This window comes from Flavobacterium cheongpyeongense, from assembly GCF_003202435.1.
Classification (GTDB): domain Bacteria; phylum Bacteroidota; class Bacteroidia; order Flavobacteriales; family Flavobacteriaceae; genus Flavobacterium; species Flavobacterium cheongpyeongense.
On the sequence record NZ_QJHK01000013.1, the window covers coordinates 83,593 to 108,215 of the forward strand.

The following is a 24,623-nucleotide window of genomic DNA, read 5'->3' on the forward strand; positions in this document are numbered from 1 at the left end:
ATGGAAGATCAGATTAAATTTTATGAAAATAAACTGGCGTTCGAAATGGATCCCTCAGATTTATTTGAAGCAATGAACAAAGGAGAAAAAATAATTGCACTTGATGCCAGGAAACCTTTTGGATTTGAGGCAGAACATATTCCGAACGCGATTAATATTTCGCATCGTGAAATGAATTTAGAAACCACGCAGCATTTAGATAAGGCTGTTTTATACGTAACTTATTGCGACGGAATTGGTTGCAATGCTTCGACAAAAGGCGCATTAAACATGAGCCGTTTGGGATTCAGGGTAAAAGAATTAATTGGCGGAATAGCGTGGTGGAAATTTGATGGATATGCAACGGAAGGAACGCAAGGAAATAAAGGCGGACTGAAAATTGAATGTGCGTGTTAAATAAAAAGGCAGACTATTTTGATAAGTCTGCCCTAATTTTTTTAGATATTACTGTTGGTGGTTTATTACTTCTTTTTTAATTTTCATTACAGGCTTTAAACTGTCTTTTGCAACAGCTAAATGATGAATAACCGGATCATTTTCAACTGGTTTTATTTGAGGAACGTATCTTTTTATTTTTTGTTGAATCAAAATAGCATCATTTAAAACAAAAGGAGTTGGCATCATCCAGTTGCTTCTTGGTTTAATATCAAACAACGGATTAGTCATTAAATCGAAAGAGCTTTCGATTAAATCCATGTCAAAAATAGTTGATTTATTAATAATGAATTCCAAGACAAGAGGCTCGTTTTGTACGACATAATAACATAAAATTTTGCTGTCTTTTCTTTCCAGAAGATTTCCTTTTTGTCCTGAAGTCGAAACACCATTGGCTTTAAAATTATAAAAACTCATTTTTGGATTGGCGTAGATATCGTAACGATTGACTTTTCGATTTGGAGTAATTTTTATTTTCAGGTATCTTTTGCTTCCGATAAGGCTGTCTCTTAAAAATGAAATCGTTGGTCTTGGAAGATCAACTTTAGGGGCAATATCGCTGTAGGTAAAAGCAGTATTGTATTTGCTCGCTATTGGCAGGTTGTTTAAACCAACCGCTTTCTGATTTATATTTCCAAGATAGTTTCTGGTCCAGTCGTCCAGATTGGTGTCGTAAGTTGTCCAGACAGCAGAATCGGTATCGGCATTATAAACATATAACAAACTGTTTGATTTTGCTTTTCCGGGTTCGTAAGCGGAATGATAACCTGCATAAACAAAAAAGCTGATAGAAATGGCGAAAAAAAGCATCGTCCAGATTCCTTTTTTAGCGAATGATCCAAATAAAGGCAGCAATAATCCGAAAAGCAAAACGGTAAGAATGGCACTTCCGTAAAGGATCTTTAAACCTAAACCAATCGGAAACATCACAATAAAAGGAGCGATAATTGCCAGTGCGGGAATGCAGAATAATAAATTTAAACCAACGCTGAAATGGTTGGTAAATATAAAAATCCCAAATAGAATGATTCCGAAAAAAACCGGAATAATCAAAAATCCTGCACCTGTTAAATGATTGGCTAATATCAAATTGATGATGATCCAGAGTAGCAGTGGAGCTACGTAATGGTTCATTGTTACTTTTTCTTCTGAAAAATGGTGATAAAAAGCAAAACAGATGGCAATACTTAGTGTCACAAATGCACCGATATAAGCATGTCCGTTATATGTAAATCCATTCAGCAAATCCGAATATTGCGGATAAACCTGCAAAATTATTTTCCATCCCAAAAAAGTAACAAGACCTGTAATAATCGTTGAACCTAATAAAGGTACAAATCCTCTGAAAATTTCTCTGAAAGAAATAACACGCTTTGCTTTCCCTACGAAAATAAATAATATCAGTAGCCCCAAAGCGATGATGCTCATAGGGAAAACCCATGAAAAGGGATAATTTATAAAGAACCCGAACGGAACGCTAAAATAAACATTGTCCTGAGTAGTATGAGTAGAGTTTAAATCAATATTGGAGAAGTATTTTAAAAGCGGCATCAAATAAGAACCCTGATGTGCCAATGTGGTTTTGTTTAAATGCTGGATGTCGTCTTGCTGGGTGTGATAGTTGTAATGACCATCGATAAAGGCAAAGTTGAAACCCTGAATATTTCCCTGTTCTCTAAAAACTGTTAAGTCAGTGTCATTTGGGAGCATTTTATAAATGCTGTACATCAACGAATTTGAAACCGGATACTTTGTTTTGGCATTACTAAATTCTTGTACAAGTGCCTGATTTCCCTGATTGGTTTCCATCAGCATATAGCTTGGACCCGATGAACCTCTTGCTTCAAAATTCAGGACTAAACCAACATCTTTGGACCATGGGTGCTGATTCACAAATAGGTCAGCACCGTTTAAACCTAATTCTTCGGCATCTGAGAAAAGGATAATGATGTCGTTTTTGTGCTTTTCATTGGCATATAAAAAAGCACGGACACCTTCAAGAATAGTGGCTACTCCTGAGGCATCATCGCTTGCTCCTTTAGAAAAAGAATGCGGGGCGCTGTCATAGTGCGAAAGTAATAAAAGGGCTTTTGAACTGGAAGTTCCTTTTTTGCGGGCCAGGATATTTTTGGATTTAACCAAAAGACCTTTATTATTAAGGGTAAACCCTTCCTGAATACTGGTTTCCAAACCTATTCGGTTTAATTCCAGTATAAGGTAATTAGCAACTAATTCATGATTTGTAGAGCCAACAAAATGGGGCTTTTGGGCTATAATCTGAACCTGGTTTAGGGCTCGTTCTGTTGAGAATTCGGCAAGGGCTTCTTCATCTTTCGAGATATACTGGGGCATCATAGAGGCAAAGATGATGGCCAGAATTCCTAAGACTCCTAAAAAAGCCAGAATTGAAGTAGGTTTTTTTTTCATAGTGTGGTATTAAATTTCTTTTTTTACGAGCATAAAATAATCATTGTCCAAAGACCGATATCCCTGATCGTACAGGAAATAGTAGGTATTGCCTGTTTTGGTTTGCAAAATATTGGTAAAAAAATCAAAATCAAAGCCCTTATTGAGCATTTTTTCTCTTGTTGCCTTAGATTTTCCTTCCGAATTTAATTCACACAAAATACGGTAATTTTTACGCAACTTGTTGTTTACATTCCGCATAAAATTAGTACTGTCCTTGTTTATTTTATTGTTATAGGCATTACGGCAACTATCTGAGCAAAACTTTTTGTCTTCCCGGCCTACAATTTTTTCTGAGCATTCAAGGCATGTTTTCATTATTTAGTTTTTAAGTTGAAAATAGGGCAACTTGATTTGTTTTATTTTTGACCGAATTATGGTTTTGTATTATTAACACGGGTTCCTGCTTTGGTCTATACTTCTTCACTACGTTGCGAGGATACCGTCTCAAAAACAGTTCGCTGAACTCCAGTAAAATAGAATTAAGTGAAGTATTCAGGGCTAATTATACTGTATGGTTTTTCAAATTTTTTTCATCAGTTCAAGTGATTTTATAAAATAGTGATAGCATTTTTTATGAAATTCTATCCAGAATTTTTATGTAAACAAGACTTTTGGATACATTTTTGGCTAATGAATTTTTATTTTCAAAAGAAATATATCAGCCAAAACACTCGAACTAACATTTAGTTGTTTTCGGATCATTTTTTCTTAAAATCTACTAATTATTTTTCATCAACAATGAGGGACAAAGCTGAGCCTTCTACTTCACCATCGAACTTTTTAGTTGTTTGTATTCGTCAAATTCTAAATTTCGTAATTCTACTTTGTTGATTTGTGTTTTCATTTTGTGTGGTTTTGTTCTGCTACTATAATTTATTAGGATTTAGATTAAGTTCTTTTTTTGGAGTTACTAATTATCAGAAAAACAAAACCAACTTCACATTAAGAGGATTGACCAAATCTTTGTAGCTGTTAATCAACGGTCATTATTATCTCTTCAATTGCTGAATCGGTTTTTATATTTTTTCCACTTTCAGTAAATTTATAAAGATAGGGTTGATCAGATATTTTTGTAATATAATTTTTCTCAATTAATAAATTTAAGTATCTCATAATTTCAATTTTAGGAGTAGAGGTTATTTTTGAAACTTCATAAATATGTATTCCTATATTTTCAATTGGTTCATTACATTCATTAGATTCCAACCATAATTGTTTAAAAAGCGTTTTCATGGTTTTGAATCTTAATTTATCTGATTCTAAATATTCAATTATTTCGTATGCTTCTAATATGAATTTTTTAAATTTTTCTTTTGATGGCAAGAAAAACCAGCTCTTCTTAGGTTTTTTGATAATATGATTGTAAAGAAGTTGAATTTTAAAATCTTTTACCTGATTAGGTAATTTACTTAATATTTCATTTTTGGAGATTTCTCCACTAAGATATTTTCGAGCTAAATTGGCTGCGTATTTTCTTTCAGAGATTTGTTGGTTGTTGTCCATCTTTAAATGTTGCCTAACTCAAATATACTAAATTATTTTCCATTTACAAACGTTTACAAACAGTTACAACCGAAAGTAAATAGTTTACAACCGACTAATTTTTGAAACCCGCTACATCTTTGCACTGTTGAATTTGACGAATGAATTCAATTTTATATAAACCTTAAAAATAGTATACGCAATGAAAAACAAAGTACAATTAATCGGTAACGTAGGGAATGATCCTGAAATCAAAACATTAGAAAGCGGAAGAAAATTAGCGCATTTAAGCATCGCCACTAACGACAAGTACACTAACGATAAAGGTGAAAAAGTAGAGCAAACCGAATGGCACCGGGTTACTGCCTGGGGGAAAACAGCCGAAATTATCGAAAAATATGTGGTGAAAGGAAAGGAAGTCGCCGTTGAAGGAAAACTGACACACAGAAGCTACGATGATAAAAACGGAGAAAAACGTTATGTTACGGAAATTGTAGTAAACGAAATTTTGCTGCTTAGCAAATAAGATTTTTATTTGTTGGTTGCACCCGACAGGCTTTAAAAACCTGTCGGTTTTTTCTATTTAGGTAATAGTTTTATAAAACTGAAGCGCCATTGTTATCCGTTGTAAGTACTTCACTCATATAATCAAAAAAGGGTCTCATGTTTTTGAATGCTTCCAAAGCCTCTTCTAAGAAAACAGGACTTAATACTTCATCATCTGTAAAATGTTTAATTACCAAAAATTGTTTGAAACGAAGCAGATCAATTGCCGGATGATCTACATCGAAACCTTTTGGTTTTGTTTTGAGCTGTTCACCTTGTAAAGTGCCAAAATTGCTGACGAAAGATTTCGAATTTAAAATCTTCTGAAAGGTTTCCGGATCCTGTGCAAATTCGGTTCTGATGCGTTTTAAATCAGCTGCATTTGGTCCCCAAAAACCACCTGCAAAAAAACTGTTTCCTTTTTCCAAATGAAAATAATAACCACCGCGTCTTGCTGCAGTTGCACGAGTATAACTTCCTCCCCAAAAGGTCTTAAAGGGAGTTTTATCTTTAGAAAAACGAATATCACGATATATTCTGTACACACTTTTTTTGCCAGAAGTAGTTTCCAAAACATCCGTTTTAGAAAGTTCCTGAAGCAATGCATCTGCAAAAGATTCAATATGATTTAATTCAGTGAGGTATTTTGGTTTATTGGCTTCAAACCAGGGTTTGTTATTGTTTTCTTTAAGCAGCTGTAAAAAATCAAGAGCAGATTTGGGAATAATGATTTGGTTTTCCATATAAATTTGAGTCTTTAAAAATCAGAAGTTAACCGCAATTTAAAACTAAAAAACCCACCAGAAAAATCGGGTGGGTTTTGTTATATATAGTTAGGCTGTTTTCTTGAATAAATCAAACATAGGACAGCGTGAACAGCGTTTTTTTTCGCTCTTTTTATATTTCTCACAACAAGACGATTTACAATTTTCAACCTTCTTGAGTTTGTCCAGGATAGCTGCGTTTTTATTTTTCTTTTTATCCTTTTTTTTGTCCTTGTCCTTTTCTTTCTTGCCCACTTTTGTTCTGAATTAAAAACAGGAACAAATATAAAAAGAAAATATTATTTTTATATATTCTAAATAAATTTTAACTTTTTTATTTTGGATTAATTGCTATTGAGCTGGTAACGGTTAACTGCTGAATATCACGGTCAAACAAGTAAAGTCCGCCCTTATCATCACCAATTAAGTTGATTTTATCCAGAATAGATTTAGCTGTGGCCTCTTCCTCGATTTGTTCAGAAACATACCATTGTAAAAAGTTATGTGTTGCGTAATCTTTCTCTTCAAAAGTAATGTGAACCAGTTCGTTGATGGATTCCGAAACAAAAATTTCGTGGTTGTAAAGCGTTTCAAACATTTCTTTGAATGTTGAATAACTTGTTTTTGGTGCTTTAAGGTCGGTAATCTGAGCATGTCCTCCGCGCTCATTTACATATTTTATCAATTTGAGCATGTGCGCACGCTCTTCATCTGATTGGGTGTACATAAATTGGGCGATTCCCTCTAATCCATGTACTTCAGCCCAGCAAGCCATAGAAAGATAAGTTTGCGAAGATTCTGCTTCTATGCGGATTTGCTTGTTTAAAGCCGTTTCAATATTTTTTGATAGCATAATGTGTGTCTTTTTTATAAAAATAATGAAAATAAGTTATAACTTTTCTGGTAAACTGGAAAAACATGAATGCATTTGGATTAATCTTTTCTAAATTTAATCTTGCTAAATTCGGCAGGATGAGATAACAATGCCTTGTTCATAATTGGATTTCCGGGATTGTCATTTATAAAGCCATCTGTAAATTTACGCATGATAAATTGTCTGGAAGCGGTGTCGTAATAGCTTAAAATGTAGTAATCTTTAAGTTTAAGCGTGTTTTGAAGTATTATGTTTTTATTAGTGTTCAGATAATAATAGAGATTATCAATGGCCAGAGGCTCAGCTTGTTTTTGGTTTACAAATTCTAAATCAGCATTGAGCATAGCATCAAAATAAACCATTTTATTGGAGTACTCCGAATAGCCGCCAAAGTCATTATCAAAAAAATCAGCCAGTGCATTACTCTGTATATAGTCAAAACCTGAAACCTGATATTCTGCAAATCCCCCAAAGGTTATTAAGGTGTTATTCTTGTTTTTAAAAGCTGTTATTCCGGAGTTTAATACAGATAGCTGTTTTAGGAATTTTTCTGTTGTTTTTATTTCCTGAGGTTTTTTTGCGTTTATCTGTAAAAAGAAAGGAGAGTTTTTAAATTCAATTGAATCTTTTTTTGAAACAGCCACACTTTTAAGCGTTTTACCTGAATCAAAATCTTTGATCTCAAGTAATAGCTCTTCTTTGCCCGACTTGATTTGCAATACTTTATTTTCGTAAAAGAAAGAATTGGAAGATTTAGATGGGTTTTTACTTATAGGCTGATTAAAATTTTTCTCCGTAACATCAGTAGTAATGAGGTTGAGATCTAAAATCTGTGTTTTTTTCAAAGCGTAATCAAATACCAAAAGGATATGATTGTCTGATACATACATTTTGGTTTTGTTAATGGTTTTATCCAAAGGAGTAAAATAGTCAGTATCCATTTTTTCAATAGGATAATATCGAATAATGGTATTGAAAGCTACATTTTGTCCTTTTTCATTTTCGAATTGAATTGTAGATAAATCAAACATTTTTATTATGCATTTTCCGTCATTGAATTCATAAAGTAACAGATGCGGTTGTTTTGCTTCTTTAGTCAGAATGTAAAAAAGATTGTTTTTCTGGTAAGTCGTAATAATGTATTCAGTGTTTGAAGGCAAATCAAAATTTAAAGCTCTGGAAGTTTTCGTTTCCATGAAATATTTAATAATTCGGAGGTTTCTTAAATTACTTGTTGACCAATAAAGAAGCGGGTTTCCGTCATCGCTAATACTATGTCCAATTAAAGATCTGTTTTCTGTCATTTTGATTGAATCAGTAAATTGATCTTTGAGGAAAAGCGATTTATTGTATTTTAAAATATTAATGTATTTATCATCTGCGGCAAAAACATAAATATCTTTTGTTTTTACGTCTACTATATTCAGAATCTGACCATTTTCTAAAGGTTCATTTAAATTTAATGCAAAAGAGTTTAATACTGTTTGGCTTAGCAGGACAGTATTATAAAACACGCACAAAAGAAGTAGTAGTTTTTTCATGTGTTTTGCTGCTCAAAAATTGTTCCGTTTATTTTCCTATTGATTCATGAGTTCCTGAAAAAGATCCACGAATTTCCCTAGATGAATTCCATCCATTAATCCGTGATGAACATGTACAGACATAGGCATTGTTTTTTTACCATTGTCTAAGGTAATCATTTTTCCAAAAGAAATTTTAGGACAGCTGTCCGGATACGAATAACTGCGTGCATGTGAAAGCGAAGTAAAATTGAGCCACGGAATTGCCGAAAAATGAATTAAATTATCATCATCAAACGATCTTGTAAAAAGTCCGGTAGTATTTTGAATCCGGTCAATTTCTGCATAAGCATTCTTTTCAAAAATCCTGAAAACAGGATTATATTCCATTAATGAAAATCCGAAACTGCCATCTTTTCGGCCAATAGTTGCTGAAGCATCAATTCGGTCGTTAATGTAAATCTTGTTTTCTGAAATTCGGTATCTAAAATTCTCTATTGAATTCACTGCTGCTAAAGTTTTGTACAGGTAAAAGATGAAAAAAGAAGTTTTTTGGTTTTTAGCGGTTTGACAGGCTTTTGTACAATCTATTTCGACTGTTGCGCCAAAAAATGGTTCATCCATTTTGTTAAAATGCTCAAAATGCTCTTTTCGGTTCCAGTTTTCTAAGTCTAAAAGGGTTTTCATTATAATAACTTGTGAACTACTTCTGTAATTTTTTCAAAAGTGCTAAAATGTTCATGTTCAACTTTGTGATTGATTTTTTCATGTTCCCAGGTCGTGTGAAACGGAATATGAACGGCATAACCGCCAATGCCGAGTACGGGTAAAACATCTGATTTTAAGGAGTTTCCAATCATTAAAAATTCATGAGCCTGAATATCTAAACGTCCAAGCAGTTTTTCATAATCGATTTCCTGTTTGTCTGACATTACTTCGATATGATGAAAATAATGTCCTAAACCAGAGCGATGCAATTTGCTGTGCTGATCTTTCAGATCGCCTTTTGTGGCTACGACCAGTTTGTATTTTCCGTGTAAAGACTGAAGGGTTTCCTCGATTCCGTCCAGAAGTTCGATTGGTTTTTCGAGTAATTCTTTTCCATATTGAATAATTTTTTCAATGACTTCAACCGGAATTGTATTGTTCGAGATATTCATGGCGGCCTCAATCATCGAGAGGATGTAACCTTTTATTCCGTATCCGTATAAAGGCAGGTTACCGATTTCAATCTTAAACAACTCCTGCGAAATGCCCTGATGCGAAAGATAATCTTCCATCAGCGCACAAAATTTATGCTCAGTTTCCTGAAAATAAGGTTCGTTTACAAACAAAGTATCATCAGCATCGAATGCGATTACTTTTAAATTAGGGATTTTATTTTTATGTAACATAAAATATTTTGTTTCAGGTTTTGTTTGTTTCAGGTTTTGCCATGACAGAGCAAATATCTATTTTAATTTTCGCCATAAATTGATTGGATTTAAAAGATTTTAATCTGTTTGATCTGCAAAATCAGCAAGAAATTTAATTATAAGAAAACAATCTCTTTAAAGCAATTGTTTTGTTATAAAACGTGATGCGGATTCCGAAAAGCAAAATAATCCCGCCGAAAACCATTTGTAAAGTTATTTGTTCTTCTAAAAACAACCAAGCTAATATTGAAGTAATTATTGCCTGGCTCAGCAAACTTAACGAAACCCTTGTAGCACGCATGTGTTGTGTTGCATAACTGACCGATAGCCAGGCACACAATTGACAAATTACTGCCTGAAGAATTAATACAAACCAGCCAGTATTCGAAAACCCGGTAAAAGGTTGATTTAAAGAATAACAAAGGATTCCCAAATACATACTTGAGGCAATTAAACTAATCGTCATAAAGGATAAAACATCAACTTGCGAAAGGACATTTTTACTGACCAAAAGATAAATCGCATATAAAATTCCGGAGAGTACGGCAAATAGAAAAGCCTGATTAAAATTTAAATCCATAAAAAAACTGAAACCAACCAAAGTGATCATTCCGAATAACGAAACGACAGTTCCAATCCAGAAATTGGTTGCAGGTCTTACTTTCAAAAAGAAGAAAGAACCAATACCAACCCAAAGCGGAGATAAATTGGTCAATAAGGAAGCTTGTGTTGCACTCGAATCCTGAATAGCAATATTCCAAACGGCAACATCAGAAGAAAATAAAATGCCACAAAGTGCTGCTAAAAGTGTAAATTTTAATGTTGGAAGTTTAAAGTTTTTGCTCAGAAGCACATAAGGCAAGAGCAAAGTCACAGCAAAAAACATTCTGTAAAATGCCGAAATTAATCCCGGAGCTAATTGGAGTTTTACCAAGATAGGGAAGATGGAAATGCAAAGTATTCCGCAGATTAAGGCTAATCTTGGTTTTGTGAGTTTCATTTTGTTCTTTATTTATCGAATGCAAAATTAGCATTTTGAAACGTTTTTAGACAAAAAATCCCAAATTGGGAAATCGGGAGTTTTAGGTTAATCTGTGAATTTTCTAATGACATATTCTTTTGTTTTGTTATCGTAATATCCCAGATAATAAGCATCTGTTTTGAATAAAGTCTGTGATGAAATATCCGTATTTTTCTCCAGAAAGGTGCTGATTTTTTCAAAAGCTAATGGTTGTAATTTTCCTTTAACATGATTTCCATGACCATCAAACAATCCTTCAATTTTAATCAATTTTCGATCAGAATAAGGGTATAAAACTTCTGTTTTTGGATTCAAAACTGCATCAATTTGATCTGTTGATTGCGCTAAATCAGAAACACCGCCAAAAGTAATCAATGTGTTCGGGACAGTTTGATAACAAGAAAGACCAAGATGCATATTATTTGCTTTAAGGATAAACAAGTTACTGTTGGGTAAAGTTCTTTTACTTCTAAAATTGCCTCCTCCTTCATAAATCTCTGAATTCTTAAATTTAATCGGAATGGTTGTATTGGCAAAGTATTCTTTTATAAGGTTGTCTTCTAAATCTTTTATTGTAAAATAAAAACTGCCTGATGAGGTTTTTATCTGATACAGTTTATTGTCAAAATAAAAAGAGTTTGAATTTAAAAATGTTCGATTGCCAACCAAATAGGGTTTTTTTACCATCTTTTCGGTAGCAGTAAAATTGTTTAAATCAATTAAAATAACCTGTGTAAAATCGATGTTGGTGTCCACCGTTATTACAATTTGTTTATTATTTAAATAACATTTTCTTTTCTTGGCTGCTTTTGTTAATGATGTATGATTTTCGATAGTGATATTCTCTAAAGAAAAAGGTGATTCAAAAGGGAGTAAGTTTTCGGCAAAAACCTCATACAAATCTGATTTTTTATAATCTGATGTAAAAAAATGAAATCCTTCTGAAGGAATTATCTTCTCTGTATAAATGCCTTCTTTGTCAAAAACATACAGTTTGAAGGTATTACTGTTTTTTAAAACGGCCAGAATATAAAATTTTTCATTTTCGCTGAATTTTTGTATAACTTTTTCGTTTTTTAAAATTAGGTTATATTCATTTGTCGTGGTTTTATGATTGTTAAAATCGTACAATTGGACAAATATATTTTCATCATTATTAGAAGACCAATATAACCTCGTACCCGTATTGCTGCTATTGTAGCCAATCACATTCGTAGTTGTTGTATTTGGTTTGTTGGCAGAAATACTATCTATAATTTGCATCTTTTCATTAAGATTTATTGCTTTTACTTTTTCAGTATCGCTTACAAATAATGTAACTGTATTTTTTTCATCGTCAATAATTTGAAAGACATCACGATTTTTCTTTGGCTCCAGGGGTACAGAATTGACAAGTTCCTGAGCTGAAACTGTTATGCCTCCTAGTAATAAAAAGATTAAAAAAGTTGTATTTTTCATGGTATTATTGGTTTTAACCGTTTTAATTTTAATTAAGCAAAATAGAAACTTAACATTTTGATATTTTTTTCAGGGATGATATATGCTAATCTTCAAATTTTCTAATAATAAATTGTTTTGCGTCTTTTTTTCATAACTACCTGGATAATAAAGTTCGTTGATTAAGAAGTACGCTTTATTATTCTATTTTTTTGAGAGCGTTATTGTCTTATCAGAATTGAATATTTTTGCTATTAATCTGGTTAAAAACAAAACTGTTTTTAAAAGCAAAAACGTGAATCAATTAATCTCTTAACCGATTCACGCAATTTATATGATGTATACGTTTTAGTTCACTGTCGCACCATTCGGAGCATCAGCATCAGGATTGATAAAAACCAATTTCCCTTCGGCATTTGTTGTCATTAAAATCATTCCCTGGCTTTCTACGCCGCGTAAAGCTCTTGGAGCTAAGTTGGCTAAAACAGAAACTCTTTTCCCGATGATTTCTTCCGGAGTAAAGCTTTCTGCAATTCCGGAAACAATGGTACGAACGTCGATTCCGGTATCCACTTTTAGCACTAAAAGTTTGTTTGCTTTTGGCATTTTTTCAGCCTCCAGAATAGTTCCTACACGAATGTCCATTTTAGCAAAATCCTCAAACTGAATCAAATCTTTTTGTGGTTCCGGCTGTTTGCTTTCGGCAAGATTAGCGGTTTTTGTTGCTTCCAATTTATCTATTTGTTTTTGTATTTCTTCGTCTTCTATTTTTGCGAAAAGCAATTCTGCCTCACCAATTTTATGTCCAGCCGGAATCAAATCGGAATGCTGAGCAATATCATTCCAACCCAACGTTTTATCAATAATAATGTCTTTTGCATCTGGGTTTTTCTCTTTTAGAAACTTGCTGAATCCTTCAAAATGTTCTTTCAGATCACTTAATTTAAGAATTCCTGAAAGCTTAGAAGCTGTAAATGGTAAAAACGGTTCAGCCAAAACGCTCAGAGCAGCAGCAATCTGTAAGGCCACATACATTTGGGTTTTTACCCGCTCCGGATTGTCTTTCATTACTTTCCAGGGCTCTTCATCTGCCAGATATTTATTTCCTAAACGGGCAACATTCATCAATTCGCCCAAAGCTTCACGGAATCTGTAACGTTCTACTGAACTTGAGATCACAGCCGGATAGGCTTTTAATTCAGCTAAAGTATTTTCATCAACTTCGGATAATTCATTTGGCGTTGGAATAACACCATCGTAATATTTGTTGGTTAAAACCACCACACGGTTAATGAAATTCCCAAAAATGGCAACCAATTCATTATTGTTTCTCGCCTGAAAATCTTTCCAGGTAAAGTCGTTATCTTTTGTTTCAGGAGCATTTGCTGTCAATGCATAACGCAAAACATCTTGTTTTTCAGGAAATTCATCCAAATATTCGTGTAACCAGACTGCCCAGTTTTTAGAAGTCGAAAGTTTGTTTCCTTCCAGATTCAAAAACTCATTTGCAGGCACATTGTCCGGCAAAATATAACTTCCTTCTGCTTTTAACATCGCCGGGAAAATAATACAGTGAAAAACAATATTGTCTTTACCAATAAAGTGAACCAGTTTGGTATCCTGATCTTTCCAATAAGGTTCCCAGTCTTTTCCTTCGCGAGCCGCCCATTCTTTTGTAGAAGAGATATATCCGATAGGCGCATCAAACCAAACATATAATTTTTTTCCTTCGGCACCTTCCACCGGGACATCGATTCCCCAATCAAGGTCACGCGTTACTGCACGAGGTTCAAGTCCGCCGTCAACCCATGATTTTACCTGTCCGTAAACATTAGGTTTCCAGTCGTTTTTATGTCCGACTAAAATCCATTCCTGTAAAAATTCAGTATAACGGTCTAAAGGTAAAAACCAGTGTTTTGTCGATTTTAAAATTGGGGTTTCTCCTGTTATCGTTGATTTTGGATTGATCAAATCGGTAGCATTGAGTGTAGATCCGCATTTTTCGCATTGATCGCCGTAAGCTTCCGGATTATCACATCTCGGACAGGTCCCTACTACAAAACGATCCGCTAAAAATTGGTCAGCTTTTGCATCATACAATTGTTCTGTAACTTCTTCGATAAAATCACCATTTTTGTATAATTTTCTAAAGAATTCCTGAGCCGTATCATGATGAATTTTTGCCGAAGTCCTGGAATAGTTATTAAATGATATTCCGAAATCAGCAAACGATTTACGAATAATGCCATCATATTTGTCAATAACTTCTTGTGGTGTCACTCCTTCTTTTTTGGCTTTCATCGAAATGGCAACACCATGTTCGTCGCTTCCGCAAATAAAAGCAACGTCTTTTCCCTGCAAACGAAGGTATCTCGAATAAATATCTGCAGGTACATAAACTCCTGCCAAATGCCCAATATGTATAGGACCATTCGTATAAGGTAATGCCGCTGTGATTGTATATCTTTTTGGATTCTGAATCATTGTATGAATTTTATTGGGTGCAAAAATAAGCAATAGAATTGAGAATTTGTTATTTCACCGAGAATCGCTGAGTTTTTAATCCCAAAGTCGCAGAGTTGCAAAGCTTTTTAAATTAATGCCACAGATAAGCGATTAAAAAATGATTTTTTCTTCAACTAAAATTCACTTAACGAAACTGCAATTAGTGATTGCGTAAAGTAATTGGCTGATAATCCTAATTTATTTGAAATAATTTCCAAACTCAACGGGCATTTTACTTAATGGTTTTATTTTGATATTTTTATAGTAAACTTCACAGGCTTCACTTTGCAATTGTATTTTTCCTTCGGTTAAAGGCATAAATTTTTCACCATCAAAATAACGGGAATTTTGTAAAACCATGACTACTTTTTTGTTAATTATATGAAGACTTTTTCCTTTAAAACAAACCAATTCTATTTCTGTCCAGCCGTTATTAGCTGTTTCAGCTCTCATTTTTCGCATGCAAAATCCCGTATTTTCAGTATGCGTTCCAAACGGAATAAATGGTTGTCCTTCATCTGCTACGGCATTCATTCCTCCTTCGGGGAGATAGGCTTTGATATCAATTGCTGAATTAGCAATGTTCCAATAATCGCCAAAATGGCCTTCCATTATTTGAAACTCTTGTGATAACATCCAGGCCCGCCAGTAATCTACGCCCGCTTTCCCCTGCGAATGATATAACACACCAGCATCCATGAGTTTATTCGTTCTGGGTTCCCATTTTTTATTTCCAAATCTAACTTTTAGTTTAAGGTGATAGTTCTTGAAATTTTCTTTGGTGAACACGCAGCCATAATATTCGCCTGAGACTTTAAGTACATTTTCATCGTTTTCCCGAATCACCATAAACATATTGTTTACATTCTTATTATAACCAATAGGTGGTATTTCGTTTCCATTAACATCCGTTGGGATTTTACCGGAGTATCCGTTCTGGTGTTTATAACTTAGATACATGTCCCATTTACTGAGGTTGTGGTCTAATAAATTTATCCAGCCATCTTCGAATGAGTTTGTTGCTGTAGTTGCAGAAGTCAGGCTAAAAAGAAAGGAAAAAGCTATCAGAATGGAGTGTTTTTTCATAAGTGGTTTGATAATTAAGATAAAATGATTTCTCAAATCTACAAAATAATGTCTCAGTTATAATGTCTTATTAATTCAAAATCAGGTACCATTCTTGTATTTTATCTTTCTGAAATACTATAAGCATTGTGATCCGTTTTTTTAATTAAAAGATAATTTGCAAGAATAAAAAACGGTGAACCTAATCATCAGTAACCTTGAAATTTATCTAAAGTTTAAAAACTTACTTTTAAATAGAACCAGTTTAAACAATCACTACAGGTAAAATTTTCAAAATATATTTCGCAATCTTTACCATTCAAAAACAACAACAAAACAATTTTATGAGCAAGACAAAACTTATCATTAATAAAAATGGATCAATTAAAATCGAAGGTGATTTTGAAATCATGGATTCAGAAGGAACTCTTTACGGACTGCAAGGAAGATCAGCATTAGGGCTTTGCCGTTGCGGATTATCAAATAACAAACCTTTTTGCGATGGTGGGCACAGAAATAATTTCGAACATGATTCTGTAGCGTTTGATTTACCGCCCATGAAGACAAATTAGTTTTTTGTTTTTTAAATACAGAAGCCACATTTTTTTAGGATGTGGTTTTTTTGTTTACAGTATTTGAATTGTTATTTTTCGTTGAAGATTACTTTTTTATTAGATTCTGGAATTTTAACAATATGAAAAGGCTGCGTCATTACTAATGTATCATCTCCTTTTTATTAGTTTATAAACTTCTCCAGTTTTCTTTAAACATAAAGTTCCCCTTTCATGGTTATCACAGAAGAACCGCCAACCAAAATATCATTTTCCCTTATCATGACTTCAATAACAGAAGGCTGATTTAATTTTACGCCCTGTAAAATCTTGTATTCTGTGTTTAGTTTTGCCTGTTTTTTAGAAGTCAAAAAACCAATTAACGGACCGGCGGCAGTTCCGGTAGCAGGATCTTCATAAATTCCGATTACAGGATTGAAGAATCTGGCTTCGGCAATGTTGCCTTCCTTTTGATTTGAAATAGTAAAGCAGTAAAATCCTTCGGATTGATATTCTTTTGAGATTTCGATTAAAAGCTTGTGATCAGGAACAATGCTGTTTAAGATCTGACTGTTTTTTATCGGAACCATGATATGAGCGACCTCCGTTTTTACAATTGTCGGGACAAAATCATTGCTGTCTAAATCTTCCATTTTTAAGCCAAGAGCCACAGCCAGTTTATAAGTTGGGATTTCCTTTTTGATAACAGCTGTTTTTTGATGCATTTGCACAACAGGATCGTAAGTAACCGAATCGAAATTTACCGTTAATGCAATCGGTGATTGTTTCATGATTACAAATTTGCTGTTTTCCTGTTGCTCCTCAAAGATGGGCATTTTTTTGAGCAAAGCACCACATACTGCACCCAGTAAATTATGACCGGCACCATCTATTTCGATTCCGGTTGGGGTAAACGAACGAACATTTAATGCTTTTTGTTCCTTTGAATAATAAACAAATGAAGTTTCAGAATAACCAAATTCCTTAGAAATATCCTTATAGGTTTGAAGTGCTAAATCGCCATCAGTAAAAACAACAGATAATGGATTTCCTTTGTAACTTTTATTTGAGAATACATCTAAAACATAATATTCTAATACTTTTCTGTCTGTCATACTTTCCTATCTTAGACTTTCAAACCTTTTTAGAGGGAATAAAATTACGGTTTATTCTTGTATTTCACTTATAAGATTAACCTTCCATGCGTTATTTTAGTATTACTTTATGATTAAAAGTTCGCTTTTCTAATTAAAGTATTCTTTTTTGTTCAGCACTTACGCTTATTGTTTTTTTAAGTCTCGAAATTCGGGTTTTTTCCTGTTTGGCACTCATAATCAAGTGGATCACGACTTTTTGTAAGATGGTGCCTGTTTGTCAAAAAATTCCCAGGCAGGTTTATTGGTTTTGAATTGTTTTTCAAATTCGGGATCGAGGATATAAGCTTCTTTTTCGTGTGAATAAATTCGGGAACGTTCTCCAGATCTGAATTCGAAAGCTTTTAGACCGGCTTCAGTCATGAGTCCTGCTTTTGTAAGCTGTTCAACTTTTTTGATATTAATCGCACTCCAGATGCTGGATTTCTTTCTCGGTGTAAACCGAATCGTATAACTTTCATCGTCAATAGTTTTTCGAATACCATCTATCCAGCCAAAACAAAGTGCCTGATCTACAGATTCTGACCAGGATATCGTTGGTTTTTTGCAGCTTACTTTATAAAAACCAACCAATAATTCGGTTTCGGTTTGGTGATGCTTTTCCAGCCATGCTCTGAAATTTTCCTGGGTTGGGAAGAAGGTTGGTCTCATTTTTTATATTTCGTAATAATGTCTTTTATTACCTCTGACGTAAGTTCAAAACCATTTAAGATAGGATAACCTTCCCAACGAACAATGCCATCCGGATCTATTAAGATGCAATGAGGAATTCCTTGAACTTCCAATTTATTGTACATTGTTCTTCCGGTATCTATGGCACTGTAATATTCTATTTTAGGAGTCTCGAGGGCATTTATAGCTTCTTTTGATTCATCGCTGATTCCGATTACCACCAGCTCATTCTCGAATTCTTTTTTGAAGCGGTTTAATTCAGGTATGGCTATTTTGCACGGACCGCACCAGGTTGCCCAAAAATCAATCAGAATAAATTTTCCTTTTGTTTCAGGTTGGTCCGAAATCCATTTTTCTACATCTAGTTTAGGTGCTTTTTGATTAATAATTGATTTAGCCCAAAGTCTTTTTTGTTGTGCCAATGTATTTAAGACCATTAAACAGGTTAATACGAGTATCGTTTTTTTCATGCGGTTTGTGATATTTTGGTTTAGTAATGTTTTTTATATCTTGTTCTTTCTTATTGTTAATCAAGGAAGCTAAATCAAAACAACTGATAATTGATATTTTTTCATTTAAGTTTTATTTTTTATAATATTTTCGTGTAAACTAATAATGGTTTAGCAAAGATTCTTTTAATTGATTTTCAAATTCTTTTACTGTAATATTTTTTTGGATTTAAGGCTAAAATACTCTTTTTTAATGTTGAAAATTTGACACAAAACCAATTTTCTTACGAAAACGAGATTGCGTTAGGGATAGAGGCGGTATCCTTTTGCCGGCGAAGTAAGGCAAAAGATAAAGCCGAAAGCCCGCCCCGGAGGGTAACGCCCAAAAAATAATTATTATTCAGTTTCTTATATTTGCAGACGAAATTAATGATAAGCAAAGAAATCATGGCAAAAGGACCTGAAAAAAACACCAAAAACAAGGCTTTGCATACCAAATTGCTAAACCGGAAAAAGGCAAAACTTCAGGAGGAGAAAAAAGAACGTGCATTACGTTTGAAAGCCTTAGTAGCAAAAATGAATGAAAGGAAGAGCAGCGATGGTGATGCTATATAAATTAGATTGTATTTCTTTTCTGTTTTATTTTAACTGAAATTTACAATCAATCCCAAAACAAATCAAAATGGAAGAATTCGGTAGAATAATAGTTTCAGAAACGGCAATGAAAAGTGAAAATCTTCAGGATGTCATTCACTCAAATATTTCGGTAATCAATTTAATGCGCGAAGAAGGTGTCGATGACGAGTTCATTCACGAAGATGCGTTGATGAGTTATTATCTGGATTATTACTGGTCACAATATGCCGAAGGAAATTTTGCCCAATTTGTTTATAAATCTGGCTGGAATAAAGAACTGAACGAATTAATCGAAGAAGGCCTCGCATTAATTGGTGCCGAAAAACATTTGGAATTGTTTCAGAATCAGGCTAAAAGAGTTAAATTGCTGAGTAGCGTTAAAATTGATAAATTCTTAAAGGGCAAATTCGAAGGAGTAAACCCAACAAGAGATTTGCTTAATAGTGATACTTTTTTCGAATTAGATGAAAACTTAGTTGAACTCAATGCAGCGTTTTTAAAAAACCATCCTGATTTTGAAGTGCTTCCGGTAGATGAGATATTTTCAGTTTTAGAAGAATTTATAGGGCATGAAATCAAGAAAGCCTGATTAATTACCAATTTTTCAAACCATAAATTTTGCGATTCTGCAGGATAGTTGACTTTATAAAATTGCTTTGAATATCCCGGAGCATTTAGCGAATCTTTGCACAATAAGTTCATTTTTTGGATTTTATGTAAAAATCTTTGTAAGAAAATTTTATATTTGGATGCTCCCAAATACTAAAATCAACTATGAAAATTAAAACCTGCACCATTCTCATCGGGATCTTTATGTTTTTTAGCTCCTGTGATAAGAATAAAAAACCAGCCATTGATGAAAAAGAACCAGATTTATCAGAGCAGGTTCAGCCTGAAAATCTAAAATATAAACCAGTCAAAAAACTTCTTTTTAAAGACAATGATGCGATACTACTATCTGAAGAATTGGATTTGAAACTCTTAAAAAGAGCAGTCGTAAATCTAAATATCAGGTATTCTGATTTAAGAATCAACGAAACAACTTCTGTTAGTTATAATGATGAAATTGCTTTTTTTGTCATTACTTATTTAGTTAAAACAGAAGAGCCGGAAAAGCCAAATACAGGAGAGGATAACCCGGGTGATTATTTCGAAAGAAAATACCTTTTTGTCAATAAAGAAGACGGGAAAATCATTGCTCAGGAAACAGATTTTAATCTGAGTTACAATGAAAATGAAGGAATGCATTTCTCTAAGACCTATATCCTTAAAGACCTAATTCAGTTAAACGAAAATATTACAGGAGTTGCATTTTATACCGAAGAAGCTTCCGGAAGCCGTGTAAGTTTATATTCTCAGCAAAAATTTACAGTAATTGCCTTAATAAATGATAAAATTAAAAAGTTGTTGTATGAATATCCTATTCGGAAAACGCAAGGAGATTCAAACGGTGGAGGCTCTTTTGAATTGGAAACATTAGAAACAGGATTAATAATTTCTGATACAGAAACAAATGGTTTTTTAGATTTAATTGTATCAAAAAATTTTTCATACGAAGCGGCTGTAGAAGCAGATGAAGAAAAAGGTACAGATGAACAAAGTACCACTAAAGTCAAAAAAGAATCTGAAAGGATAAAATATAACGGAAAAATGTATGTGTTTAAAAAAGATGACCGATACAGGTTTCTGGATTATGATTAAAATTTCTGAAGCTTTGTAAACTAAAAATCGTATAAGACGAAATGCTTTTATCCTTACATAAGATTAATTTGCTTTTGGGGAAAAACATTTGCGAATCTCTGTGCAACATTAATCCAATTTTGCGTAACATTTTTCTGATTACATTTTCCTCTAAAACTTTGTCGTAATCTTAGGAAACATTTCCTTAAATTTGCTTCCGTTATAAAAAATACAATAGTATAAAAACCAAACTATGTTACAAATCGCATTTATTAGAGAAAATCAGGAAAAAGTAATCAAGGCTTTAGCAAAACGAAATATCGATGCTAAAAGCGTTGTAGAAGAAGTGGTGCAACTAGACGAAAACCGTCGTGCAGCTCAGGCAGAATTAGACAACACTTTATCCGAATCTAATAAATTGTCCAAAGACATAGGAGAATTAATGAAGGCAGGTGAGAAAGCAAAAGCGGCTATCTTAAAAGAAAAAACGGTTTCATTAAAAGAAAAAAGCAAAGAATTAGGCGAAAAAGCAGAAGCTTTGGCAACTGAATTAACTCATAAATTATACACCCTGCCCAACCTTCCGGCTGACATTGTCCCTGAAGGGAAAACGCCCGAGGAAAATGTAAACGTTTTTCAGGAAGGAGATATTCCGGTTTTACATGAAGGTGCTCAGCCTCACTGGGAACTGGTAAAAAAATACGATATTATCGATTTTGAACTGGGTGTAAAAATTACAGGTGCAGGTTTTCCGGTTTACAAAGGAAAAGGAGCCAGATTGCAGCGTGCATTAATCAATTATTTTCTGGATAAAAATACAGCAGCAGGTTATCATGAAGTTCAGGTGCCACATTTAGTAAACGAGGCTTCAGGTTATGGAACAGGTCAGTTGCCGGATAAAGAAGGTCAAATGTATCATTCAACAATTGATGATTTATATTTGATTCCGACAGCAGAGGTTCCTGTAACAAACTTATTCCGCGATGTTATCCTAAACGAAAGTGACCTTCCGGTTTTACATACGGCTTATACACCATGTTTCCGTCGTGAAGCCGGGTCTTATGGAGCGCACGTGCGTGGATTAAACCGTTTGCACCAATTTGATAAAGTAGAAATTGTACGTGTTGAACATCCTGAAAAGTCATACGAAGCACTTGATGGAATGGTAGAACATGTAAAAGATATTTTAAAAGAATTAAAACTTCCATATAGAGTTTTACGTCTTTGCGGAGGTGATATGGGTTTTACATCGGCTTTAACCTATGATTTTGAAGTGTTTTCTACAGCTCAGGATCGCTGGTTAGAGATTAGTTCTGTATCTAACTTCGAGACTTTTCAGGCGAACCGTTTAAAATTGCGTTTTAGAGACAAAGATGGTAAAAACCAATTGGCTCATACATTAAACGGTAGCTCACTGGCTCTGCCAAGAGTTTTGGCCGGAATCATAGAAAATTACCAAACGCCGGAAGGAATCGTAATCCCAGAAGTTTTACGTCCTTACTGCGGATTTGATATTATAAATTAAAAAAGTTTACAGTCGCAGTATCCAGTCACAGTTGAAAAACTGAAAACGTTGACTGCGACTGAATACTATTCAAATAGACTACGACTAAAAAGAGACTGAAATATGAAAAAAGCCTTTATCTATATCGTTTTGTTGTGGTCTTCCTTTTCATTTTCCCAAAATGAGCAACTTGCTCAATATTACTATGATAAAGGCGATTTTGAAAAAGCCAAGATCAGTTACGAACAGCTTTTAAATGCTTCACCATCTAATACCCAGTATTTTTTAAGAACAGTAGAGTGTTATCAGCAGCTCCAGCAATTTACCAATGCTGAAAAAGCGATTCAGGAACGATATAACAGATACAAACAAGGTGTTTTTTTGGTTGAACTGGGGTATAATTTTCAGTTGCAGAAAAACGAATCAAAAGCCAAATCTTACTACGATCAGGCAATTGGGAAAATTAAAACGAATCCGAATGATGTTTACGGAATTGCAAATTCATTCGAGAAGAAGGTATTGTTGGAATATGCTTTGAAAGCCTATCAGACAGCCATTACAATTCAGCCCAATTACAATTTTAATTTTCAAATTGGAATGCTGTATGGACAGCTGGGGAAAACAGATCTGATGATTGACCTCTTATTGACAGAATCTTTTAAAAACCCTCAAAACACCAATTTAATACAGACACAGTTGTCCCGTTTCATGAATGGTGAAAACGACAGTACTGCTTTTAAGGATGCTATGCGAAAAGCCTTAATACTGAAAACGCAGCAAGATCAGGATGTTTTCTGGAATCATTATCTGAGTTGGTTTTATGTACAGCAAAAAGAATTCGGAAAAGCTTTTATTCAGGAAAAAGCCATCTACAAACGTGAACCTGAATCTTTAATCAGTATTGTAAATCTGAGTCAGTTTGCAATGAATGAAAATGACACCGATACAGCTTCTGAAATATTAAATTTCATTTTGCTGAATACAAGAGATCAGGATTTACTGATCCGGACTAATGCCAGCTTGATGCAGATTAAAATTGATAAAGCATCTGAAGCAGCGTATCCTGCGATACGTACTGAGCTGGAATATTTACTTGGAACATATGGAATTTCTCCTTTTACCTTATCTTTGCAAATCATTCAGGCACATTTTCTGGCTTTTAATTTAAAAAAGACAGAAGAAGGTAGGGCGGTCATAAAAAAAGCTTTGGAACTCAATTTAAACGAATATCAAAAAGCAGATGCCAAAATGGAGTTGGGTGATATTTTGCTTTTGGAAGAAAAATTCAATCAGGCGCTAATTTACTATTCCCAGATTCAGCTGGATTTAAAAAATGATGTTATGTCGCATGAAGCAAGTTTGAAGGCAGCCAAAACGAGCTATTTTAAAACCGATTTTGAGTGGGCTTTAAAGCAGTTCAAAGAATTAAAGTCAGCCAATACGCAATTGATTGCCAATGATGCACTTGAATATTTTTTACTGATTAACGATAATACCGTTGCTGATTCGACACAAACAGCATTAAAACAATTTGCAAAAGGTGATTTTTTAATTTATCAGAATAAAAAACCTGAAGCGATTGTACAGTTTCAGAACATTTTAAAGTCTTTCAAAGGGCAGGAAATTGAGGCTGTAACAATGTTGCGTTTGGGCAAAATTTACGAAAGTCAGAAAGATTATAATTTGGCTTTAAGCCAATACCAGCAAGTGATTGACCATCATAGTGACGGAATTTATGTAGATGAGGCATTGTTTTTCTCCGCAGAAATTTATAACGACGAATTAAAAGATGCTGAAAAGGCAAAACCCTTATATGAAAAAGTAATTTTCAATCATCAGGACAGTATTTATTTTGTTGATGCGAGAAAAAAATACCGACAGTTGAGGGGAGATACAAATTTATAGTTCGGTTTAAACGTTTATTCCGTTAAACGTTTAACCGAATAAACGTTTAAACAAAAAAGCATGATAATATACAACGTTACCACCAATATACACGAAAGCGTTCATGACCAATGGTTAAAATGGATGCAGGAAAAACACATCCCGGAAATTCTGGCTACAAACAAATTTTCTTCGGCACGAATTGTAAAAGTTTTAATTGAAGAAGAAATGGGTGGAATTACCTATTCGGTTCAATACACTACAAACAGCAAAGCAACTTTAGAACAATATTATCTGGAGGATGCACCAAAATTTCGTCAGGAAGCTTTAGAGTTGTTTGCTGATAAAATGCTTTCTTTCAGAACAGAATTGGAAGTTATTTCGGAGCATTTATCTTAGTATCAGTCTCAATTTTCAGTTTTAATAATGGAAGATAGAGAATAAAATTACTAAATTTTTCACCTTTGACCCTTTTGGGCAAAAAAAATAAAAATAAAGCTCTGCTTCTTAGTGCCTTCGCAGCAAAATGAATACTTTTGCGCCCTCGTGGCAAAACAAGT

At 33.8% G+C, this 24,623-nt stretch carries 23 protein-coding genes and 1 pseudogene; 9 read left to right on the forward strand and 15 right to left on the reverse strand.

Going from position 1 to position 24,623, the window contains the following annotated elements; all coding sequences use genetic code 11:
• Positions 1 to 396: a rhodanese-like domain-containing protein gene (locus DMB65_RS14715; protein ID WP_110307399.1), complete on the forward strand. Its 396-nt coding sequence runs from the start codon at positions 1 to 3 to the stop codon at positions 394 to 396.
• Positions 397 to 444: 48 nt separating this feature from the next.
• On the opposite strand, the gene DMB65_RS14720 is transcribed toward DMB65_RS14715, so the two are convergent.
• The 3 genes from DMB65_RS14720 to DMB65_RS14730 form a co-directional block, all read right to left on the reverse strand.
• Positions 445 to 2,862: a M28 family peptidase gene (locus DMB65_RS14720; protein WP_110307400.1), complete on the reverse strand. Its 2,418-nt coding sequence runs from the start codon at positions 2,860 to 2,862 to the stop codon at positions 445 to 447.
• A 9-nt stretch (positions 2,863 to 2,871) separates the two neighbouring features.
• Positions 2,872 to 3,219: a hypothetical protein gene (locus DMB65_RS14725; RefSeq protein ID WP_110307401.1), complete on the reverse strand. Its 348-nt coding sequence runs from the start codon at positions 3,217 to 3,219 to the stop codon at positions 2,872 to 2,874.
• Positions 3,220 to 3,876: 657 nt separating this feature from the next.
• A complete protein-coding gene (locus DMB65_RS14730; RefSeq protein ID WP_110307402.1) occupies positions 3,877 to 4,407 on the reverse strand; it encodes a hypothetical protein in 531 nt (176 codons plus the stop codon).
• 181 nt (positions 4,408 to 4,588) lie between these two features.
• Between DMB65_RS14730 and DMB65_RS14735 the strand changes: the two genes are divergently transcribed.
• Positions 4,589 to 4,912: a single-stranded DNA-binding protein gene (locus tag DMB65_RS14735; RefSeq protein ID WP_110307403.1), complete on the forward strand. Its 324-nt coding sequence runs from the start codon at positions 4,589 to 4,591 to the stop codon at positions 4,910 to 4,912.
• A gap of 70 nt (positions 4,913 to 4,982) precedes the next feature.
• Here DMB65_RS14735 and DMB65_RS14740 read toward each other — a convergent pair whose 3' ends face one another.
• The 9 genes from DMB65_RS14740 to DMB65_RS14785 form a co-directional block, all read right to left on the reverse strand.
• Positions 4,983 to 5,675: a DUF2461 domain-containing protein gene (locus tag DMB65_RS14740; RefSeq protein ID WP_110307404.1), complete on the reverse strand. Its 693-nt coding sequence runs from the start codon at positions 5,673 to 5,675 to the stop codon at positions 4,983 to 4,985.
• 355 nt (positions 5,676 to 6,030) lie between these two features.
• A complete protein-coding gene (locus DMB65_RS14750) occupies positions 6,031 to 6,549 on the reverse strand; it encodes a ferritin (RefSeq protein WP_110307406.1) in 519 nt (172 codons plus the stop codon).
• An 80-nt stretch (positions 6,550 to 6,629) separates the two neighbouring features.
• Positions 6,630 to 8,111: a hypothetical protein gene (locus tag DMB65_RS14755; protein WP_110307407.1), complete on the reverse strand. Its 1,482-nt coding sequence runs from the start codon at positions 8,109 to 8,111 to the stop codon at positions 6,630 to 6,632.
• A 36-nt stretch (positions 8,112 to 8,147) separates the two neighbouring features.
• Positions 8,148 to 8,777, reverse strand: a complete 630-nt coding sequence (locus DMB65_RS14760; protein WP_110307408.1) for a chloramphenicol acetyltransferase — start codon at positions 8,775 to 8,777, stop codon at positions 8,148 to 8,150.
• Positions 8,777 to 9,484, reverse strand: a complete 708-nt coding sequence (locus tag DMB65_RS14765; protein WP_110307409.1) for an HAD family hydrolase — start codon at positions 9,482 to 9,484, stop codon at positions 8,777 to 8,779. Before DMB65_RS14765 ends, DMB65_RS14760 begins: the two co-directional genes overlap by 1 nt.
• A gap of 133 nt (positions 9,485 to 9,617) precedes the next feature.
• Positions 9,618 to 10,505, reverse strand: a complete 888-nt coding sequence (locus DMB65_RS14770) for a DMT family transporter (RefSeq protein WP_110307410.1) — start codon at positions 10,503 to 10,505, stop codon at positions 9,618 to 9,620.
• Between the two features lie 87 nt (positions 10,506 to 10,592).
• Entirely contained in the window at positions 10,593 to 11,984 is a 1,392-nt protein-coding gene (locus tag DMB65_RS14775) for a hypothetical protein (protein ID WP_110307411.1), read from the reverse strand.
• 327 nt (positions 11,985 to 12,311) lie between these two features.
• The gene (metG, locus tag DMB65_RS14780) at positions 12,312 to 14,447 is read right to left on the reverse strand and encodes a methionine--tRNA ligase (RefSeq protein ID WP_110307412.1); all 2,136 of its coding nucleotides are present in this window, start codon (positions 14,445 to 14,447) and stop codon (positions 12,312 to 12,314) included.
• Between the two features lie 219 nt (positions 14,448 to 14,666).
• Positions 14,667 to 15,554: a 3-keto-disaccharide hydrolase gene (locus DMB65_RS14785; RefSeq protein ID WP_110307413.1), complete on the reverse strand. Its 888-nt coding sequence runs from the start codon at positions 15,552 to 15,554 to the stop codon at positions 14,667 to 14,669.
• A 323-nt stretch (positions 15,555 to 15,877) separates the two neighbouring features.
• Here DMB65_RS14785 and DMB65_RS14790 point away from each other — a divergent pair, with 323 nt between their 5' ends.
• Positions 15,878 to 16,105 carry a CDGSH iron-sulfur domain-containing protein gene (locus DMB65_RS14790; protein WP_110307414.1) on the forward strand — a complete coding sequence of 76 codons (228 nt, stop codon included), beginning with the start codon at positions 15,878 to 15,880 and terminating at the stop codon, positions 16,103 to 16,105.
• 191 nt (positions 16,106 to 16,296) lie between these two features.
• Here DMB65_RS14790 and DMB65_RS14795 read toward each other — a convergent pair whose 3' ends face one another.
• From DMB65_RS14795 to DMB65_RS14805, 3 genes and pseudogenes are all read right to left on the reverse strand, one after another.
• Positions 16,297 to 17,199, reverse strand: a complete 903-nt coding sequence (locus tag DMB65_RS14795) for a PhzF family phenazine biosynthesis protein (protein WP_110307415.1) — start codon at positions 17,197 to 17,199, stop codon at positions 16,297 to 16,299.
• Between the two features lie 133 nt (positions 17,200 to 17,332).
• Positions 17,333 to 17,889: pseudogene (locus DMB65_RS14800) on the reverse strand (YdeI/OmpD-associated family protein).
• Entirely contained in the window at positions 17,886 to 18,380 is a 495-nt protein-coding gene (locus DMB65_RS14805) for a TlpA family protein disulfide reductase (protein WP_110307416.1), read from the reverse strand. Before DMB65_RS14805 ends, DMB65_RS14800 begins: the two are co-directional and overlap by 4 nt.
• 408 nt (positions 18,381 to 18,788) lie before the next feature.
• Between DMB65_RS14805 and DMB65_RS14810 the strand changes: the two genes are divergently transcribed.
• The 6 genes from DMB65_RS14810 (at position 18,789) to DMB65_RS14835 (ending at position 24,462) form a co-directional block, all read left to right on the forward strand.
• On the forward strand, positions 18,789 to 18,974 hold the full coding sequence (locus DMB65_RS14810; protein ID WP_110307417.1) for a hypothetical protein: 186 nt from the start codon (positions 18,789 to 18,791) through the stop codon (positions 18,972 to 18,974).
• A gap of 67 nt (positions 18,975 to 19,041) precedes the next feature.
• On the forward strand, positions 19,042 to 19,584 hold the full coding sequence (locus tag DMB65_RS14815; RefSeq protein ID WP_110307418.1) for a DMP19 family protein: 543 nt from the start codon (positions 19,042 to 19,044) through the stop codon (positions 19,582 to 19,584).
• A gap of 185 nt (positions 19,585 to 19,769) precedes the next feature.
• Positions 19,770 to 20,696, forward strand: coding sequence for a hypothetical protein (locus tag DMB65_RS14820; RefSeq protein ID WP_110307419.1), 927 nt, complete (start codon positions 19,770 to 19,772; stop codon positions 20,694 to 20,696).
• Between the two features lie 232 nt (positions 20,697 to 20,928).
• A complete protein-coding gene (gene serS, locus DMB65_RS14825) occupies positions 20,929 to 22,200 on the forward strand; it encodes a serine--tRNA ligase (protein WP_110307420.1) in 1,272 nt (423 codons plus the stop codon).
• 102 nt (positions 22,201 to 22,302) lie between these two features.
• The gene (locus DMB65_RS14830; RefSeq protein WP_110307421.1) at positions 22,303 to 24,084 is read left to right on the forward strand and encodes a tetratricopeptide repeat protein; all 1,782 of its coding nucleotides are present in this window, start codon (positions 22,303 to 22,305) and stop codon (positions 24,082 to 24,084) included.
• A 60-nt stretch (positions 24,085 to 24,144) separates the two neighbouring features.
• A complete protein-coding gene (locus DMB65_RS14835) occupies positions 24,145 to 24,462 on the forward strand; it encodes a DUF4286 family protein (RefSeq protein ID WP_110307422.1) in 318 nt (105 codons plus the stop codon).
• Positions 24,463 to 24,623 lie beyond the last annotated feature (161 nt).

What these genes read in the sequence shown, in the direction of transcription:
- DMB65_RS14715 (WP_110307399.1), top strand. Translation starts at nt 1, where the DNA reads ATGGAAGATCAGATTAAATTTTATGAAAATAAACTGGCGTTCGAAATG.
- DMB65_RS14720 (WP_110307400.1), bottom strand. Translation starts at nt 2,862, where the DNA reads ATGAAAAAAAAACCTACTTCAATTCTGGCTTTTTTAGGAGTCTTAGGA.
- DMB65_RS14725 (WP_110307401.1), bottom strand. Translation starts at nt 3,219, where the DNA reads ATGAAAACATGCCTTGAATGCTCAGAAAAAATTGTAGGCCGGGAAGAC.
- DMB65_RS14730 (WP_110307402.1), bottom strand. Translation starts at nt 4,407, where the DNA reads ATGGACAACAACCAACAAATCTCTGAAAGAAAATACGCAGCCAATTTA.
- DMB65_RS14735 (WP_110307403.1), top strand. Translation starts at nt 4,589, where the DNA reads ATGAAAAACAAAGTACAATTAATCGGTAACGTAGGGAATGATCCTGAA.
- DMB65_RS14740 (WP_110307404.1), bottom strand. Translation starts at nt 5,675, where the DNA reads ATGGAAAACCAAATCATTATTCCCAAATCTGCTCTTGATTTTTTACAG.
- DMB65_RS14750 (WP_110307406.1), bottom strand. Translation starts at nt 6,549, where the DNA reads ATGCTATCAAAAAATATTGAAACGGCTTTAAACAAGCAAATCCGCATA.
- DMB65_RS14755 (WP_110307407.1), bottom strand. Translation starts at nt 8,111, where the DNA reads ATGAAAAAACTACTACTTCTTTTGTGCGTGTTTTATAATACTGTCCTG.
- DMB65_RS14760 (WP_110307408.1), bottom strand. Translation starts at nt 8,777, where the DNA reads ATGAAAACCCTTTTAGACTTAGAAAACTGGAACCGAAAAGAGCATTTT.
- DMB65_RS14765 (WP_110307409.1), bottom strand. Translation starts at nt 9,484, where the DNA reads ATGTTACATAAAAATAAAATCCCTAATTTAAAAGTAATCGCATTCGAT.
- DMB65_RS14770 (WP_110307410.1), bottom strand. Translation starts at nt 10,505, where the DNA reads ATGAAACTCACAAAACCAAGATTAGCCTTAATCTGCGGAATACTTTGC.
- DMB65_RS14775 (WP_110307411.1), bottom strand. Translation starts at nt 11,984, where the DNA reads ATGAAAAATACAACTTTTTTAATCTTTTTATTACTAGGAGGCATAACA.
- metG (WP_110307412.1), bottom strand. Translation starts at nt 14,447, where the DNA reads ATGATTCAGAATCCAAAAAGATATACAATCACAGCGGCATTACCTTAT.
- DMB65_RS14785 (WP_110307413.1), bottom strand. Translation starts at nt 15,554, where the DNA reads ATGAAAAAACACTCCATTCTGATAGCTTTTTCCTTTCTTTTTAGCCTG.
- DMB65_RS14790 (WP_110307414.1), top strand. Translation starts at nt 15,878, where the DNA reads ATGAGCAAGACAAAACTTATCATTAATAAAAATGGATCAATTAAAATC.
- DMB65_RS14795 (WP_110307415.1), bottom strand. Translation starts at nt 17,199, where the DNA reads ATGACAGACAGAAAAGTATTAGAATATTATGTTTTAGATGTATTCTCA.
- DMB65_RS14805 (WP_110307416.1), bottom strand. Translation starts at nt 18,380, where the DNA reads ATGAAAAAAACGATACTCGTATTAACCTGTTTAATGGTCTTAAATACA.
- DMB65_RS14810 (WP_110307417.1), top strand. Translation starts at nt 18,789, where the DNA reads ATGATAAGCAAAGAAATCATGGCAAAAGGACCTGAAAAAAACACCAAA.
- DMB65_RS14815 (WP_110307418.1), top strand. Translation starts at nt 19,042, where the DNA reads ATGGAAGAATTCGGTAGAATAATAGTTTCAGAAACGGCAATGAAAAGT.
- DMB65_RS14820 (WP_110307419.1), top strand. Translation starts at nt 19,770, where the DNA reads ATGAAAATTAAAACCTGCACCATTCTCATCGGGATCTTTATGTTTTTT.
- serS (WP_110307420.1), top strand. Translation starts at nt 20,929, where the DNA reads ATGTTACAAATCGCATTTATTAGAGAAAATCAGGAAAAAGTAATCAAG.
- DMB65_RS14830 (WP_110307421.1), top strand. Translation starts at nt 22,303, where the DNA reads ATGAAAAAAGCCTTTATCTATATCGTTTTGTTGTGGTCTTCCTTTTCA.
- DMB65_RS14835 (WP_110307422.1), top strand. Translation starts at nt 24,145, where the DNA reads ATGATAATATACAACGTTACCACCAATATACACGAAAGCGTTCATGAC.